The organism is Citrobacter sp. FDAARGOS_156 (assembly GCF_001559235.2).
Classification (GTDB): Bacteria; Pseudomonadota; Gammaproteobacteria; order Enterobacterales; family Enterobacteriaceae; genus Citrobacter; species Citrobacter youngae.
In genome coordinates this window covers 2566125-2582805 of record NZ_CP014030.2, presented here as the reverse complement: position 1 = coordinate 2582805, position 16681 = coordinate 2566125, and the positions used below count along the sequence as shown (strand labels likewise).

17 protein-coding genes are annotated in these 16681 nt (G+C 50.0%); 8 read left to right on the top strand and 9 right to left on the bottom strand.

Going from position 1 to position 16681, the window contains the following annotated elements; genetic code table 11:
• Window positions 1-17: 17 nt before the first annotated feature.
• Both marA and marB read left to right on the top strand, forming a co-directional pair.
• Complete coding sequence (marA, locus tag AL515_RS12600) at window positions 18-401, top strand: MDR efflux pump AcrAB transcriptional activator MarA (protein WP_140168326.1); 384 nt, start codon at window positions 18-20, stop codon at window positions 399-401.
• 30 nt (window positions 402-431) lie between these two features.
• The gene (marB, locus tag AL515_RS12595) at window positions 432-650 is read left to right on the top strand and encodes a multiple antibiotic resistance protein MarB (protein WP_048211695.1); all 219 of its coding nucleotides are present in this window, start codon (window positions 432-434) and stop codon (window positions 648-650) included.
• A 31-nt stretch (window positions 651-681) separates the two neighbouring features.
• Here the strand turns inward: marB and eamA are convergent, their stop codons facing one another.
• Window positions 682-1581 carry an O-acetylserine/cysteine exporter gene (gene eamA, locus AL515_RS12590; protein WP_061067882.1) on the bottom strand — a complete coding sequence of 300 codons (900 nt, stop codon included), beginning with the start codon at window positions 1579-1581 and terminating at the stop codon, window positions 682-684.
• A gap of 198 nt (window positions 1582-1779) precedes the next feature.
• On the opposite strand from eamA, the gene ydeE reads away from it, so the two are divergent.
• Window positions 1780-2967, top strand: a complete 1188-nt coding sequence (gene ydeE, locus AL515_RS12585) for an efflux MFS transporter YdeE (protein ID WP_048211697.1) — start codon at window positions 1780-1782, stop codon at window positions 2965-2967.
• Between the two features lie 40 nt (window positions 2968-3007).
• Here ydeE and urtE read toward each other — a convergent pair whose 3' ends face one another.
• Genes urtE through urtA form a run of 5 tightly spaced genes read right to left on the bottom strand, consistent with a single transcriptional unit; the run spans window position 3008 to window position 8477 of the window.
• Window positions 3008-3706, bottom strand: coding sequence for an urea ABC transporter ATP-binding subunit UrtE (urtE, locus tag AL515_RS12580; RefSeq protein WP_061067881.1), 699 nt, complete (start codon window positions 3704-3706; stop codon window positions 3008-3010).
• Window positions 3707-3715: 9 nt separating this feature from the next.
• Window positions 3716-4513, bottom strand: a complete 798-nt coding sequence (gene urtD / locus AL515_RS12575) for an urea ABC transporter ATP-binding protein UrtD (protein ID WP_040231114.1) — start codon at window positions 4511-4513, stop codon at window positions 3716-3718.
• On the bottom strand, window positions 4513-5586 hold the full coding sequence (gene urtC, locus AL515_RS12570) for an urea ABC transporter permease subunit UrtC (RefSeq protein ID WP_048211699.1): 1074 nt from the start codon (window positions 5584-5586) through the stop codon (window positions 4513-4515). Before urtC ends, urtD begins: the two co-directional genes overlap by 1 nt.
• Window positions 5586-7160: an urea ABC transporter permease subunit UrtB gene (gene urtB / locus AL515_RS12565; RefSeq protein WP_061067880.1), complete on the bottom strand. Its 1575-nt coding sequence runs from the start codon at window positions 7158-7160 to the stop codon at window positions 5586-5588. Before urtB ends, urtC begins: the two co-directional genes overlap by 1 nt.
• A 45-nt stretch (window positions 7161-7205) precedes the next feature.
• On the bottom strand, window positions 7206-8477 hold the full coding sequence (urtA, locus tag AL515_RS12560; protein WP_048211701.1) for an urea ABC transporter substrate-binding protein: 1272 nt from the start codon (window positions 8475-8477) through the stop codon (window positions 7206-7208).
• Between the two features lie 486 nt (window positions 8478-8963).
• Here urtA and mgtS point away from each other — a divergent pair, with 486 nt between their 5' ends.
• Complete coding sequence (gene mgtS, locus AL515_RS12555; RefSeq protein WP_003032406.1) at window positions 8964-9059, top strand: protein MgtS; 96 nt, start codon at window positions 8964-8966, stop codon at window positions 9057-9059.
• Window positions 9059-9103, top strand: coding sequence for a hypothetical protein (locus AL515_RS24110; protein WP_420889184.1), 45 nt, complete (start codon window positions 9059-9061; stop codon window positions 9101-9103). Before mgtS ends, AL515_RS24110 begins: the two co-directional genes overlap by 1 nt.
• 239 nt (window positions 9104-9342) lie before the next feature.
• On the opposite strand, the gene AL515_RS12550 is transcribed toward AL515_RS24110, so the two are convergent.
• A complete protein-coding gene (locus tag AL515_RS12550) occupies window positions 9343-10269 on the bottom strand; it encodes a diguanylate cyclase (protein ID WP_061067879.1) in 927 nt (308 codons plus the stop codon).
• Window positions 10270-10906: 637 nt separating this feature from the next.
• A complete protein-coding gene (gene dcp, locus AL515_RS12540) occupies window positions 10907-12952 on the bottom strand; it encodes a peptidyl-dipeptidase Dcp (RefSeq protein ID WP_061067878.1) in 2046 nt (681 codons plus the stop codon).
• A 137-nt stretch (window positions 12953-13089) separates the two neighbouring features.
• On the opposite strand from dcp, the gene ydfG reads away from it, so the two are divergent.
• The 3 genes from ydfG to ydfZ all read left to right on the top strand — a co-directional run bounded on the left by ydfG (window position 13090) and on the right by ydfZ (window position 15002).
• Complete coding sequence (gene ydfG, locus AL515_RS12535) at window positions 13090-13836, top strand: bifunctional NADP-dependent 3-hydroxy acid dehydrogenase/3-hydroxypropionate dehydrogenase YdfG (protein ID WP_061067877.1); 747 nt, start codon at window positions 13090-13092, stop codon at window positions 13834-13836.
• A gap of 86 nt (window positions 13837-13922) precedes the next feature.
• Window positions 13923-14609, top strand: a complete 687-nt coding sequence (locus AL515_RS12530; protein ID WP_061067876.1) for a GntR family transcriptional regulator — start codon at window positions 13923-13925, stop codon at window positions 14607-14609.
• A gap of 189 nt (window positions 14610-14798) precedes the next feature.
• Window positions 14799-15002 carry a putative selenium delivery protein YdfZ gene (gene ydfZ / locus AL515_RS12525; RefSeq protein WP_003032393.1) on the top strand — a complete coding sequence of 68 codons (204 nt, stop codon included), beginning with the start codon at window positions 14799-14801 and terminating at the stop codon, window positions 15000-15002.
• A gap of 66 nt (window positions 15003-15068) precedes the next feature.
• On the opposite strand, the gene AL515_RS12520 is transcribed toward ydfZ, so the two are convergent.
• Entirely contained in the window at window positions 15069-16544 is a 1476-nt protein-coding gene (locus AL515_RS12520; RefSeq protein WP_061067875.1) for a mannitol dehydrogenase family protein, read from the bottom strand.
• Between the last annotated feature and the right edge of the window lie 137 nt (window positions 16545-16681).

The following is a 16681-nucleotide window of genomic DNA, read 5'->3' as shown; positions in this document are numbered from 1 at the left end:
CAGAAAGAGGTATGACGATGTCCAGACGCAATACTGACACAATCACTATTCATAGCATTTTGGACTGGATCGAAAATAACCTTGAATCGCCACTCTCGCTGGAAAAAGTGTCTGAGCGTTCAGGTTACTCCAAATGGCACCTGCAGCGGATGTTCAAAAAAGAAACCGGCCATTCATTAGGTCAATACATCCGTAGCCGCAAAATGACTGAAATAGCGCAAAAATTGAAAGAGAGTAACGAACCGATCCTCTATCTTGCAGAGCGTTACGGTTTTGAGTCTCAGCAAACGCTGACCCGGACCTTCAAGAACTATTTTGATGTACCGCCGCATAAATATCGGGTGACGAATATGCATGGCGAATCCCGGTATTTGCTCCCGCTCAATCAATGCAATTGCTAATCGCCAGTTAACGACGTAACCGAGGAAATCATGAAACTTCTGTCTTATGCGATGCTGGCCCTGCTGCTTGTTGCGTCGGGCCAGAGCATGGCGGAACAGACCCCGCAACCGACAACGCAAAATAATCGCGACGCGATGATTATGCCCCCTGCGCACGATCAGTCCCCGTTCGATTTTAATCATATGGGTGCCGGCAGCGATAAATCCGATGAGTTAGGCGTGCCTTATTACAATATGCACAGCCTGTAATTATTTAGCCCCGTCACTGCGGGGCTTTTTTTTAACCCCTCACCTGCACAATCTTGCGCAAGCGAAAACCGAACACGTTGATATACAACCCCGCCATGATCAACAATGCACCAAGCAGTTGCAGCCCGGTTAACGTTTCATCCAGCAGCACTGCGGCACTGGCCAACCCTACCACGGGTACCAGCAACGACAATGGCGCAACACGCCAGGTTTCATAGCGCCCCAGCAGAGAACCCCAAATGCCATAGCCCACAATGGTCGCCACAAAGGCCAGATACACCAGGGACAGGATGGTGGTCATATCGATCGCCACAAGGCTCTGCACGATTTGCGCTGGGCCATCAAGCAATGCCGATGCCAGAAAAAACGGTACGACAGGAATTAATGCGCTCCACACCACCAGCGACATGACCGCTGGACGCGAAGTATGCTGCATAATTTTCTTGTTAAAGATATTACCGCAGGCCCAGCTCAGTGCCGCCGCCAGCGTCAGCATAAAGCCAAGCATACCAACATGTTGTCCATTGAGACTCGCCTCAATCAATACCAGCACACCGAACACCGCCAGCGCGATACCGACCAGTTGCTTCCCCTGCAAACGCTCGCCAAAGGCGAACGCGCCCAGCACGATAGTGAAAAACGCTTGCGCCTGTAAAACCAGCGATGCCAGACCGGCAGGCATCCCAAACTTGATGGCGCTAAACAGAAAAGCGAACTGACCGAAGCTGATGGTCAGGCCATAGCCAAGTAACAGCGAGAGCGGGATCTTCGGGCGGGCAACAAAAAAGATTGCGGGAAACACCACCAGTAAAAAGCGCAAGCCTGCCAGCATCAACGGCGGCATATTGTGTAGTCCCACCTTAATGACAACAAAGTTCAGCCCCCAAACTACGACAACCAGTAACGCCAGCAACCCATCTTTACGCGACATACCACCGCCCCTGCAAATATTAAATTTTTGTAAACAAGTTAAGGTAACGGAAATCGTTGTACCGTAACAGATCATTAATTCAGGTAGGCCACACAGGGCATTTTCAGACAACTTATTGAGTGTACATCACACTTTTAGCATGCTATTTGTTTCTGATATCTAAAAAAAACATAACAACATGCATTGTCGGGCAGAAAAATGAATATCTCACTGAGAAGGTCCACTCTCGCGTTACTCGCGTCATCTTTGTTATTAACCATTGGACGCGGAGCCACGCTACCATTCATGACGATTTACCTCAGTCGTCAGTATGGCCTGGGTGTCGATCTGATCGGTTATGCAATGACAGTAGCACTGACTATTGGCGTCGTTTTCAGTCTTGGATTCGGCATCCTGGCCGATAAATTTGAAAAAAAACGCTTTATGCTACTGGCGATCGCGGGCTTTGCTTGCGGCTTTATAGCGATTCCTCTGGTGCATAACGTGGTGGTGGTGGTTCTGCTCTTCGCGCTGATCAACTGTGCCTACTCCGTGTTTGCAACCGTGCTGAAAGCCTGGTTTGCCGATAACCTCTCAGCCACCACTAAAACAAAGATTTTCTCACTTAACTACACCGTGCTGAACATCGGCTGGACCGTTGGCCCGCCGTTGGGCACGCTACTGGTCATGCAAAGCATTAACCTGCCGTTCTGGTTGGCGGCCATATGTTCAGCCTTCCCGCTGGTGTTTATCCAGACATGGGTAAAACGCTCCGCAATTCCCTCTGAAGGTTTGAACGCGACAGTCTGGTCACCCTCAGTTTTGCTGCGCGATAAAGCATTATGCTGGTTTACGTTGTCTGCTTTTCTGGCCTCGTTTGTCGGTGGCGCATTTGCATCCTGTATTTCTCAGTACGTGATGGTGGTTGCCGATGGTGATTTTGCTGAGAAAGTGGTGGCGGTCGTCCTGCCCGTCAACGCAGCAATTGTGGTATCGCTGCAATATGCTGTCGGACGCAGACTGACGTCTGCAAACATCCGCCCGCTGATGGCTGCGGGTACACTTTTTTTTGTTATCGGTCTGGTCGGTTTTACCTTCTCTGGCAACAGCCTGCTGTTCTGGGGGATTTCAGCCGCCTTTTTCACCATTGGCGAGGTCATCTACGCGCCGGGTGAATACATGCTGATCGACAACATCGCACCGGCAGGTATGAAAGCCAGTTACTTTTCCGCCCAGTCACTGGGCTGGCTTGGCGCGGCGGTAAACCCATTAGTCAGCGGGGTCATCCTGACCACACTGCCCCCATGGTCGCTGTTTGTCGCACTAATGGTGGCGATTGTCCTGGCCTGGGCGTTAATGATAAAAGGCATGCGCGCCAAACCCTGGAGCCAGCCGGCAGTCTGCTGAAAATTACTGCGACAGTGCCAAAACGGCACTGTCGCCTGATTCAGATGGCAACCAACCCACGCACACCTTCTGCTGCCATATTTTCACCTGATCCACGTTGAATAATGCTGCCTCGCGACATTAACAGGTATTTGTCTGCAAGCTGTTCGGCAAAGTCATAAAACTGCTCCACCAGCAATATAGCCATATCACCACGATGGGCCAGTTGGCTAATAACCAGGCCAATCTCCTTAATCACCGAAGGCTGGATCCCCTCTGTTGGTTCATCGAGGATCAACAACTGCGGGCGACTGGCCAGCGCCCGGCCAATAGCTAACTGTTGCTGTTGCCCGCCCGACAAATCACCGCCCCGCCGGTATTTCATCTCCTGTAATACCGGAAACAACGCATAAATTTCATCCGGTACACGTTTTGCCTCTTGCGCTGAAAACCGGGAGAGTCCCAGCAACAGATTCTCTTCAACCGTCAGGCGAGGAAAAATATCGCGGCCCTGCGGCACATACGCTACCCCCGCCAGTACCCGCTGATGTGGCTTACGGAGAGTAATGTTTTTACCCTGCCAGATAACACTGCCGCTGCGGGTTGGAATCAGACCCATCAGGCACTTCAGCAGTGTCGTTTTGCCAACCCCATTACGCCCCAGCAGACATGTTACTTCACCGATACGCGCCTCAAAACTCACGCCACGCAGGATATGGCTGCCGCCATAGTATTGATTTAGTTCATTTACCTGTAGCATCAGCACTCCTTAGCGTCCGAGATACACTTCAATCACCTGCTCATTGGCCTGAACATCGCGCAGGCTCCCCTCGGCCAGTACCCGCCCCTGGTGCAATACCGTGACGTGATCAGCAATGCTCTCAACAAACCCCATATCGTGCTCAACCACCATCAGAGAATGTTTTCCGGCAAGCTGGCGAAACAGTTCAGCGGTGTATTCCGTCTCAGCATCCGTCATCCCGGCAGCTGGCTCATCCAGTAGCAACAAATGCGGCTCCTGCACCAGCAACATACCAATCTCCAGAAATTGTTTCTGTCCATGGGAAAGGCGTCCGGCACGACGGGCGCGTTCGTTACTCAGTCGCAACAGCGTCAACATGTCATCAATGCGATCCCGTTGTTCTCCCGATAAACACGCCCGTAATGACCCCCAAACGGATTTATCATTTTTCATCGCCAACTCGAGGTTCTCTTCCACCGTCAACGCTTCAAAAACGGTCGGTTTCTGAAATTTGCGACCAATGCCCTGGCGAGCAATGGCGATGGCGTCGAGTGATGTTAAATCAATGGATTGATCGTAAATCGCCCGCCCACTTTGCGGCTTCGTTTTACCGGTGATGACATCCATCAACGTGGTTTTTCCCGCGCCATTGGGTCCAATAACGCAGCGTAACTCGCCAACCCCAATATTGAGCGTCAAATCCGTTAGCGCCTGGAAACCATCAAAGTTAACGTTTATTTTTTCCAGTTGGAGCACCGGATCTGTTTGATTGCGAAAACGATCGCCCGGCATCTGGCGGGTAAAAAGCCCTTCATCTGGCTGCATTATTTGTCTCCCTTGCGAAACAGACCAATTACGCCTCGAGGCAAAAACAGCGTAACGCCAATAAAAATCAGGCCGAGAAACAGTTGCCAGTATTCAGGCATGATGACGGTAAACCAACTTTTAGCGCCGTTCACCAGCACCGCGCCAAACACCGGGCCAATCAACGTACCGCGCCCACCCAGTGCGACCCAAATCGCGGCTTCAATTGAGTTGGTGGGTGACATTTCACTGGGGTTAATGATCCCCACCTGCGGAACATACAGCGCCCCCGCCAGCCCGCACAGGACGGCAGAGAGTGTCCATACCAGTAGTTTGAAACCCTTTGGGTCATACCCGCAGAACATCAACCGATTTTCAGCGTCGCGAACGGCTGTCAAAATACGGCCAAATTTACTGCGAGCCAGCGCCCATCCGAGCCACAGCGCCAGAATCAGCAGCACAACGGTCGCCAGGAACAACGCGATACGTGTCGTGGTCGCCGTCACCGAAAATCCCAGAATGGTGGTAAAACCGGTAAATCCGTTATTGCCGCCAAACCCGGTTTCGTTACGGAAGAACAACAGCATGCCGGCAAAGGTCAGCGCCTGCGTCATGATGGAGAAATAGACCCCTTTGATTTTTGAACGGAAGGCAAACCAGCCAAACACCAACGCCAGCAAGCCAGGCACCATAACAACCAACATCATCGCCCAAAGAAAATGCTGCGTTCCCCACCAGAACCACGGAAGTTCAGTCCACGACAGGAACGACATAAAAGCTGGCACCCCTTCACCAGATGCCTGGCGCATCAGGTACATCCCCATCGCATAACCGCCCAGCGCAAAGAAAATACCGTGGCCCAGCGAGAGCATTCCCGCATATCCCCACACCAGATCCAGGGCAACTGCCACAATGGCATAACAGAGAATTTTCCCAACCAGTGTCAGTGTCCAGACAGATATCGCCAGCGGATGATCCGTAGGCAGCAGCGCGAGAAATGGCAGAATAATCAGTGCCAGCAGTAAAGCCAGCCCCAGCACACAGGTAATACGCGGCGCTTTGCGCGCCAGCGTTAATGTCATTGGCATCGTCATCAGTCAATGACCCTCCCTTTTAGCGCAAACAGCCCCTGCGGACGTTTTTGAATAAACAGAATAATCAGCACCAGAATCATAATTTTGCCGAGGACGGCCCCAACCTGCGGTTCGAGAATCTTGTTGAAAATCCCCAAACCAAACGCCGCCGCGACGCTCCCGGCAAGCTGTCCAACGCCTCCCAGCACCACCACCAAAAATGAATCAATGATGTAGCTTTGCCCCAGTTCTGGCCCAACGTTGCCCAACTGCGATAGCGCCACGCCCCCAAGTCCGGCAATGCCGGAGCCGAGACCAAATGCCAACATATCCACGCGCCCCGTGGGAACGCCGCAGCAATCTGCCATGCTGCGGTTTTGTGTCACTGCACGCACGCGCATACCCAGACGGGTTTTATTCAGCAACAACCAGGTGAAGGACAGCACCAGAATGGCAAATCCCAGCACCACAATCCGGTTCCACGGCAAAATCAGATTGGCATAGACCTGAATACCACCCGACAGCCATGCCGGGTTAGCTACCTCAAGGTTTTGCGCACCAAAGGTCATGCGCACCAACTGGATCAGCATCAGGCTAATCCCCCAGGTTGCCAGTAGCGTTTCAAGTGGGCGTCCGTACAAATGGCGGATCACTGTGCGTTCCAGCAGCATTCCCATAGCGGCGGTCAGCAGGAAAGCAACCGGCAGCGCAATCAGCGGATAAAAGGCTAACCACTGCGGGAAAAACTGGCTCATCAGCTGTTGCACTATCCAGGTACAATAAGCACCAAGCATCAGCATTTCACCGTGCGCCATATTAATGACGCCGAGTAACCCGTAGGTGATGGCCAGCCCCAGCGCCGCCAGCAATAAAATAGACCCGAGCGATAATCCCATAAACGCCTGGCCAAGCAACTCTCCAACCTTCATTCGATGTTCAATGGTATTCAGGCTTTCGCTGGCGGCAGCGCGTACACGCGCATCGGGTTCATGTTCCAGTTGGGTGAAAGGCTGTAATCGCGCTTGTGTTTCAGGATCATTGGATGCGCCCAGCAATTCGATGGCCCGGCGCCTGACATCGGGCGAACTACTGTTCAGTTGCAGGTTTGCCAGAGCAGCCGCCAGGGCGGATTTCACGCCAGCATCCGTCTCCTGCAGCAGCCTTTGCTGCAAAAATGGCAGCATCACTGGCAGTGCTTCACGTTGTAATGTTCGGGCAGCATTCATTCTAAAAGTGACATTGTCACTTAATAACTGATGAACAGACAATGTGCCAGCCACCAGGTTACGCAGGCGGTTAGTCAGGCGGATTTTTTTTAATTCACCACTGGGTGTGCTGGCCGCCCCCAGAGATTGCACACGCGAACCGTTCATCGTGAATGAATTTTTAACGTCATCGGTCAGCAGGTTTTCGCCACTCAGGGCATTAAGCAAAGGTAAACGCTGAACATCGGGGTTAATCGCCCATTGTTCCAGTAATGTCGCCTGCTGTGTCCGACTGGCCGCGGCGAAGGTATCGGCATCTGTTGCCTGCGCTATCCACGGCAAAAGCCACGTCAGCAACAACACGCCACGAATAAAGCGCATGGCTTTCATGATAGCGTTCTCCAAAATTGGGCCCTCCAACAGGAGGGCGTAAGATCAGTTGCTGGCGGTTTTGACGGGCTGCTCAGATTTTTTATCATTCCCGGCGATATACGGACTCCACGGTTGGGCACGGACCGGGGCATCCGTTTGCCATACCACGTTAAACTGACCGTTACTTTCAATTTCGCCAATCATGACGGGTTTATGCAGGTGATGGTTCGTTGCATCCATTGTCAGCGTAAAGCCAGAAGGTGCAGAGAATGATTGCCCCGCCATGGCCGCACGGACTTTATCGACATCCGTCGTTCCGGCTTTTTCAACCGCCTGCGCCCACATGTGCAGGCCAACATACGTGGCTTCCATCGGATCGTTCGTGACCACAGAATCAGCATTCGGTAGTTTGTGCGCTTTCGCATAGGCGCGGTAATCAGCGATAAATTGCTTATTGGTGGCATTATCAACGGATTCAAAATAGTTCCAGGCCGCAAGATTGCCTACCAGGGGTTTGGTATCAATACCGCGCAACTCCTCTTCTCCAACAGAGAACGCAACAACCGGAACATCGGTCGCTTTCAGACCCTGGTTTGCCAGCTCTTTATAGAACGGAACGTTAGAGTCGCCATTAATGGTTGATACCACCGCCGTTTTTCCCCCGGCGGAGAATTTTTTGATGCTGGCGACGATGGTCTGGTAATCGCTGTGGCCAAACGGGGTATAAACCTCTTCAATGTCTTTATCCGCAATGCCTTTTGAATGCAGCCAGGCACGGAGAATTTTATTGGTTGTTCGCGGATAAACGTAATCGGTGCCCAGCAGGAAGAAACGTTTTGCACTGCCACCGTCTTCACTCATCAGATACTCAACCGCGGGAATGGCTTGCTGATTGGGCGCAGCGCCGGTATAGAAAACGTTAGGTGACATCTCTTCACCTTCATATTGCACGGGATAAAACAACAGGCCGTTTAACTCTTCAAATACCGGCAGTACAGATTTGCGCGAAACCGATGTCCAGCAACCAAAAACCACCGCCACTTTGTCCTGGCTTAGCAACTGACGGGCTTTTTCGGCAAACAGCGGCCAGTTTGACGCCGGATCAACCACTACCGGCTCCAGTTTTTTTCCCAGTACACCGCCTTTGGCGTTGATCTCATCAATGGTCATCAACGCCACATCCTTCAGCGGTGTTTCAGAAATAGCCATTGTCCCGGACAACGAATGCATGATGCCAACTTTAATGGTGTCGGCAGCCTGAACGCTAAAACTCATCCCCATAGCCACAACAGAGGCCGAAAGAGCAAAGGCTTTTAATAATGTACGACGCTGCATAGTTTCACTCCTGAAAGTAGACTTGCTGAAAGCTCCGGTGCAGCCGGAAAGGCAAAACGGTGCAAATTAAGGGTGTTCAGAAGGAATAAGGCAAAAACAGTGCCAGATATAAAAAAGGTATATAATTCAATAAATTATAAATACCATCAATGAAATGCAGATAAAAAGAATGCGTCGCCATGACGGCAAGAGAGAAGAATTGAACCACCATGACACAGTGTTGCATTATAAACGTGCAACATCTTGTGTCCGGACAACCCGGTAGCTGCAGCGGATTACAAGATAAAATTATGATTATTTGCAGATGGGTGCGCCTGTTTCGTCACGATTATTTATTTTCTTCGACGAGAAAAAGCCAAAACCTTACATTTCAGACGAAATATTCACACAGTTCACTCTTTGTTTAAGTTCGAATTGCTACTATAGTCATTAACGAGGTGAAATTAAGGTAAGAGAGGAAACTCAATAGATAAAGGAGCATTTACTATGCTGGGTAATATGAATATTTTTATGGCTGTTCTGGGAATTATTTTATTTTCCGGTTTCCTGGCCGCGTATTTTAGCCACAGATGGGATGATTGATGAACGGAGATAATCCTGCACCGAACCGGCCCCTTGTCGCATAACTGCACAAGGGGCCATTTTTTTACCTGCTTCCCTTCCCTGAATCATTTCTCAGAATTACAGATAAAAAAAACCGCCGGAAAAACCAGCGGTAAATGCTTGCATGGATAGATTTGTGTTTTGCTTTATACGTTATCTGGCAATTCCCTGCGAAGATAACGAATAGTCGGCTAACATATCATCGACAACCGCAATGGAAGTTAAACGAAACGTAACTACAGCCGGTCTACACTGATAAAATTCACGCTCTGACGCGCGGTGTCAGTTGATCATTAGTGCCAACTAGCGTGATTTTCTCTTTTTCATCCATAAACATGCAGCGATTCCTGCCGGTCTGTTTCCCTTCATACATGGCTCTGTCAGCACGTCCAAGACCGTTGTCCAGTGTTTCACCCTGTTGAACTCTGGTAATGCCAGCCGTTACCGTTATGCCGATTTCGCCTTCTGGATAAGGGATTTTTTTCTGGCCAATCAGATGACAAAGACGCAACCCTGCCTGGCATGCCTGCTCGTCCGTTTTGGTTCGGATGATGACAATAAACTCCTCACCACCATAGCGATAAGCAACCTCATCGTATCGAGTCCATGCTAATAAATTTGACGCCAGACTGCGCAACACCATGTCACCAACCAGATGTCCGTAGGTATCATTAACATGTTTAAAACGGTCGATATCCAGCAACAATATGTACAGGTTAAGCGGCTCAGCATCGAGTAACTGCTGGTCAAACGACTCATCAAGCATTCTTCTGCCAGGCAAACCTGTTAACACATCAATATTACTGCGGATAGTCAGTAAATATATTTTGTAGTCCATGACCGCAGACGTAAATCCCAGTAACGCATCCTGGAAACTGTCGAAATGCCATGAATGGCTACGCTCTTCCACGATTGCCAATAGCAATTCCTTACCTAACAAATGCATTTTCTCATGTGTCGCGTGAATATTGCTGACATAACTGCATTCATCATCATCGTGCTGTGGATGGTCTTTGAGCCACTGCCCAAATTGACAAACAGCGTGAGAGTCATCGCCCGAAATATCAGGCTGAGTAACATCTGATGACACCACACAGCGGAACATTTTCACTAGCCACTTATAATGAGCATCAATTGATTTGTTAAGTTCGATTAAAATTACATCTATTTCCTGCGTTCTTCTGATCATCACGGTTTCCTTCCCTGTATGAACATTTAGACATGGGCATTTTAGCGCCAAAAAGGAAAACTTATGTAAATTTTTTAATAGTAATTAATATTAAGGAAAGAAAACAAAGATTACTTCGAATGATAATAAATTAACTTGAAATTAAAATAATCATGGTAATCAATGCGATAGATTTTATTCTATTTTCCTTGTTTTATATTTAATGGAACCGAACACCCATGAGTTAAATCGCAAAAATGACGATAATATTAACCGCATGAAATGTGATATTTGAAAACGATTTCCTCAATGAACGGCTTCGTGGTAAAGAATCTGCCCGCCCATACCTGAAATCAGCTTATCTACCTGTTGCGTACTTATTTCTTAGGTACACGCGCCAGGCCATGAACACGCCTGGCAGAAAGGCAACTCCAACAATAACTGACTTATAAAGCACCCCGTCAAAGAGGTACGTGTCATGAGTGATTTTGTCTACCCATACACACCAAATAACCCAGGTAACAGCAAAGCAGAATGAAATCAGCTCTACCTTTGTTGGCAACCTCATCGTCATTCATCCATCTCACATTTTGGGCAAGAAAAAATCACGCTAAAAACCGGGCATCGCGCCCGGTTCAATTTTTTGGCAGACAATGCCTTAGGCGCTCAAACCTCGATGTTTGAGCATTGGCTCCATTTTTGGATCTCGGCCGCTCCATTGGCAATAAAGCTCAGCTAAGTCAGTGCTGTTACCACGGGACAAAATCGCTTCGCGGAATTTCTGCCCGTTTTCACGGGTCAATCCGCCCTGCTCTACAAACCACTGATAGCCGTCATCGGCCAACATTTGCGTCCATAAATAGGCATAATACCCTGCGGCATAGCCACCACCGAATATATGGGCAAAATAGCTGCTGCGATAACGCGGCGGTACAGCCTGCAGATCCAATCCTTCCGCAGCCAGGGCCTGCTGCTCAAATTCATCAACTGACAGCGATGACACACACTGCTCCAGGCTGTGCCAGCGCATATCCAGCAATGCAGCACTGAGAAGCTCCGTCATATCATAGCCTTTGTTAAACAAGCTGGCCCGTTGCATCTTCTCCAGCAATGGCTGGGGCATTTTTTCACCCGTTTCAACATGGCGAGCATAACGCGCGAAAACCTGCGGATCACTCGCCCAGTGTTCGTTTATCTGCGACGGGAATTCGACGAAATCACGCGGGGTATTCGTGCCTGACAGCGTCGCATACCGTTGGCTGGCAAACAGACCATGTAACGTGTGTCCGAACTCATGGAACAACGTGATGACATCATCCCACAGCAGCAAGGCGGGTTGGTCCTGAGCAGGTTTCTGATAATTGCAGACGTTGTAAATTACCGGCCTGGTTTCATTTTGCAGAGATTGCTCAACAAAATTTCCCATCCAGGCACCACCGTTTTTTGATTCACGGGCAAAGAAATCACCATAAAATAGCGCCAGTCCTACGCCATCATGATCGAAAATCTCCCAAACCCGTACATCCGGATGATAAACAGGGATGTCAAAGCGCTCGATGAATTTAATGCCAAATAGCTGGTTTGCTGTCCAGAAAACACCTTCATTCAGCACCGTATCCAGGGCAAAGTAAGGTTTAAGCAGAGCTTCATCAAGAGCATATTTTTCACGACGCGCCTGCTCGGCAAAAAATGCCCAGTCCCAGGCCTCAACCTCGAATTGTCCCTGTTGCTGATTAATCGCTTTCTGAATTTCAGCCTGCTCATTCAGTGCGCGTTGACGTGCAGCGGGCACGATCGCCCGCATAAAAGAAAGTGCCGCTTCTGGCGTTTTCGCCATCTGGTCGGCAATTTTCCAGGCAGCAAAATTCGCAAAACCCAGTAATGTTGCCTGCTCTCTGCGGATCTCCACCAGCCGTTTAATGATAGCGCGAGTATCGTTGGCATCATTTTTTTCCGCCCGCGTCCATGCCTGGGTAAACAGGTTTTCTCGTGTCTGTCGATCGCGTAACGCAGCAAGTGCCGGTTGTTGTGTGGTGTTCAATAGTGGGATAACCCAGCGAACCTCAAGTCCTTTGTCGCTGGCGGCTTGCGCCGCAACGGCAATTTCTTCTGCGCTGAGTCCGTCAAGCTGCCGGACATCATCCACAATCAGTGCACCCGCTTTGTTCGCCGCCAGCAGACGCTGATTGAACTGGCTGGTTAACGTCGCTGACTCCGTATTTAGCGCTTTCAGGCGCGCTTTATCGGCATCATTAAGACATGCACCAGCCAACACAAAGCGTTGGTGAACCACCTCCAAAAGACGCAATGATTCACCTTCCAGCGCCAGCGAAGAGCGTTGCTGCCAGACGGCATCTATACGCGAAAAAAGTGCGTCATTGAGATAGATATCATTGGACAGCGCGGCCAGTTCGGCGGAGAACTCCTCGTCAAGACGCTGCAGCTCATCGTTGGTATGCGCTGCCGTCATCGCAAAGAAAACGCTGGTGACGCGCGTCAACAACGCCCCACTTTGCTCAAGCGCCAGCAACGTATTTGTGAAATCAGGAGCCTGTTGGTTTTGCACAATCGCCGCTATTTCAGCGCGTTTTTGTTTCACACCTTCATCAAACGCGGGCCGATAATGGCAATCTTCAATCTGATCAAATTGCGGTGCCTGGTAAGGTAATGTGCTGTGGTGCAAAAAAGGATTTGTTAACGACATCTTTTCCTCCTGAAAACGATTTGTTTACTAGAGTAGGCCTCCCAGGATTTGACCGCAATCTCGTTAAGCAGGAATAGCTCTGAACAGAAATGACGTGCTATGGTAGTACTACATAAAAAGCGTTGAGGAACAGTGAGATGATCGTTTTAGTAACCGGAGCAACAGCAGGTTTTGGTGAGTGCATTACGCGTCGTTTTATTGAGAATGGGCATAAAGTTATTGCCACCGGACGCCGCCAGGAACGTCTGCAGGAACTGAAAGATGAACTGGGTAATAATCTGTATATCGCCCAGCTTGACGTACGCAATCGCGCATCCATTGAAGAGATGCTGGACACCCTGCCTGCCGAATGGCGCAATATCGATATCCTGGTCAACAATGCCGGTCTGGCGCTGGGTCTTGAGCCAGCCCACAAAGCGAATGTCGATGACTGGGAAACCATGATCGATACCAACAACAAAGGCCTGATTTATATGACTCGTGCCGTTCTGCCTGGCATGGTCGAGCGTAACCGCGGACACATAATTAATATCGGCTCTACCGCCGGTAGCTGGCCGTACGCTGGCGGGAACGTTTATGGTGCAACCAAAGCGTTTGTTCGTCAGTTTAGTCTGAACCTGCGTACAGACTTACACGGCACGGCGATCCGCGTTACCGACATTGAACCCGGACTGGTTGGCGGTACCGAGTTCTCTAATGTGCGTTTCAAAGGCGACGATGATAAAGCAGGTAAAACCTACGAAAATACCACTGCACTGACTCCGCAGGATGTCACTGAAGCTGTATGGTGGGTTGCTTCGTTACCGGCTCATGTCAACATCAATACCCTTGAGATGATGCCAGTCACCCAGTCTTTTGCCGGGCTTAGCGTGCATCGAAGCTAAATGAGATACCCGGCCTTGTGCCGGGTATAGAAAGCGCTCGATAAGTGATAAAATAGCCGGGTTAACTCTCTAATAAGTAAGAATGAATGACCGTAGAAACGCAGCTCAACCCTACACAGCCGGTAAATCAACAGATTTACCGTATTCTTCGCAGCGATATCGTGCATTGTCTGATTGCACCTGGTACGCCATTGTCGGAGAAAGAGGTTTCCGTACGCTTTAACGTGTCTCGCCAGCCGGTACGAGAAGCATTCATCAAACTGGCAGAAAACGGTTTGATTCAGATCCGTCCACAACGTGGCAGTTACGTAAATAAGATCTCGCTGTCGCAGGTGCAAAATGGCTGTTTTGTACGTCAGGCCATTGAGTGTGCCGTAGCCCGCCGCGCCGCCTCGATGATCACCGATAACCAGTGCTATCAACTGGAACAGAATCTGCACCAGCAACGCATTGCCATCGACCGTAAGCAGCTCAACGATTTCTTCCAGCTTGATGATGAGTTTCATCAGAAGCTGGCATTAATCGCTGATTGCCAGCTTGCCTGGGACACCGTCGAGAATATTAAAGCCACGATTGACCGTGTGCGCTATATGAGTCTGGATCATGTCTCCCCACCTGAAATGCTACTTCGTCAGCACCATGATATCTTTGCAGCGCTGGTAAAACATGATGGCGATGCCGTCGAGCGTGCAATGATGCTGCATCTACAGGAAATTAGCGAATCTGTTCAGCTTATTCGTCAGGAAAATAGCGACTGGTTTAGCGAAGACTAATACGTAGCTCACCTCTCACTGAGGTGAGTTTCCCCGAAAGATCCCCTCTCCTGCATATCCCGATAAAAAAAGCTGTGATTTTGATCGAAAACAAAAAAAATCATTAACGAGAAGCGTATTTATATTGCGCCCGTTACGTGGGACTAAAGCCCACGGGCTTTGACGGTAAGTTGGAAAGGAGAAAACACCATGAAAACATACGATCGTAACCGCAACGCAATCACCACTGGCAGCCGTGTCATGATTAGTGACACCGGACTCACCGGCCGTATTACAGCCATTGACACCGATGGCCTGACCGCTGAGCAAATCCGCCGCGGTAAAACAGTGGAAATCGAAGGATGTGAAGGCAAATATGCCCCCCTCGAACTGATTCGTTTAGGCATGAACTAATTGGTGTGAATGCCAAAAACAATGCGCCATCTGGCTGTCGTTAAAGCCGGATGGCGACATAAAGCGTTATCTTACTGACAGTAATTTCGCAGCATATTTTGCAACCGTTGCCTTCGCGCCTTCCGCCAGCAAAGTCAGGTACGCTTCTGTAACCCGCTTTTTAAACCGTTCAACCTGTGGCAGTTCGTCACCAAAAATAGCGTCAATAGCCAATAGCGCCTGCACACGATCTTCACCTTCGTGACTGTTCTGTACCGCTTTCTGGATCACTGGCAGCAGCGGATCGCTAATTTCAATGGCTTGTCCCTGCTCATCCACGCCCCCGACATAGCGCATCCAACCCGCTACACCGAGTGCAAGCAGATCAAAACCACTGCCGTGCACGATATGCCAACGCACAGAGTCAAGCATACGTTGCGGCAGTTTCTGACTACCGTCCATGGCAATCTGCCAGGTACGGTGGCGCAACGCCGGGTTGCTATAGCGGTCAATCAGTAAGTCGGCATAATGCTGAAGATCCACCCCTTTCACTTTTAATGTTGGCGCTTGCTCCTGCAGCATCAACGCGCGGGCGGCGACACGATAGTTCTCATCACCCATGCAGTCGTTGATGTGTTGATATCCTGCCAGGTAGCCGAGGTAAGCAAGGAAAGAGTGGCTGCCGTTAAGCATACGCAACTTCATCTCTTCGAACGGGATAACATCTGCCACCAGTTCAGCCCCGGCTTTTTCCCACTCTGGACGCCCTGCGACAAAGTTATCTTCAATGACCCACTGACGGAACGGTTCGCATGCCACACCCGCCGGATCGCGTACCCCGGTAAGTTGTTCAATTTTGTCCAGCGTATCTGCGGTTACCGCCGGGACAATACGGTCAACCATTGTTGACGGGAACGTCACATGTTGTTCGATCCATGCAGCCAGCTCAGCATCCACCGCCCGGGCATACGCAGTGACAACATTGCGCATCACATGGCCGTTTTCAGGCATGTTGTCGCAGGACATCACGGTAAACGCACCTAAACCTGCGGCTTTACGGCGTGCAAGTGCTTCAACCACCACACCCGGTGCCGTCTTCGGCTGTTTTGGGTTTTGCAGGTCGGCGACAATCATCGGGTTATCCAGCATCAATTGCCCGGTAGCCGGAGAATGGCAATACCCCTTCTCAGTTATGGTCAGGGAAACGATCGCCACCTGCGGTTCGCACAGCGCAGCCAGTACAGCTTCCAGACCATCAACCTGCGCATGCAACGCCTTTTTAACCACGCCAACAACTCTTGCGGTCCAGGCATCCGCAGACATTTCCGCAACGGTGTACAGGTTATCTTGCTGTTTCAAATCAGCAATCTGCTGCTCTCCACCAATCAGGTTTACTTCGCAGTATCCCCAGTCACTATTGTGATCTGCTGCCAGGATGTCAGCGTATACCCCCTGGTGTGCACGGTGGAAAGCACCGAACCCCAGATGAACAATACGCGGAACCAGTTTTGTACGATCGTAGCCAGGAAGTGCAGCCTTTGCCGCTAAGAGCTTGTTTTGCATTGTATGACCTACTTATCAATGAAATCAGGACTGTCTCAGAGTAACGCCTGTATGGTTGTATGTTTTGATTTGCATTAAACTTTCTATGATTGGTATGACATCATTTAAAGCTGTGTAATAGCATGATCAGGCCATCA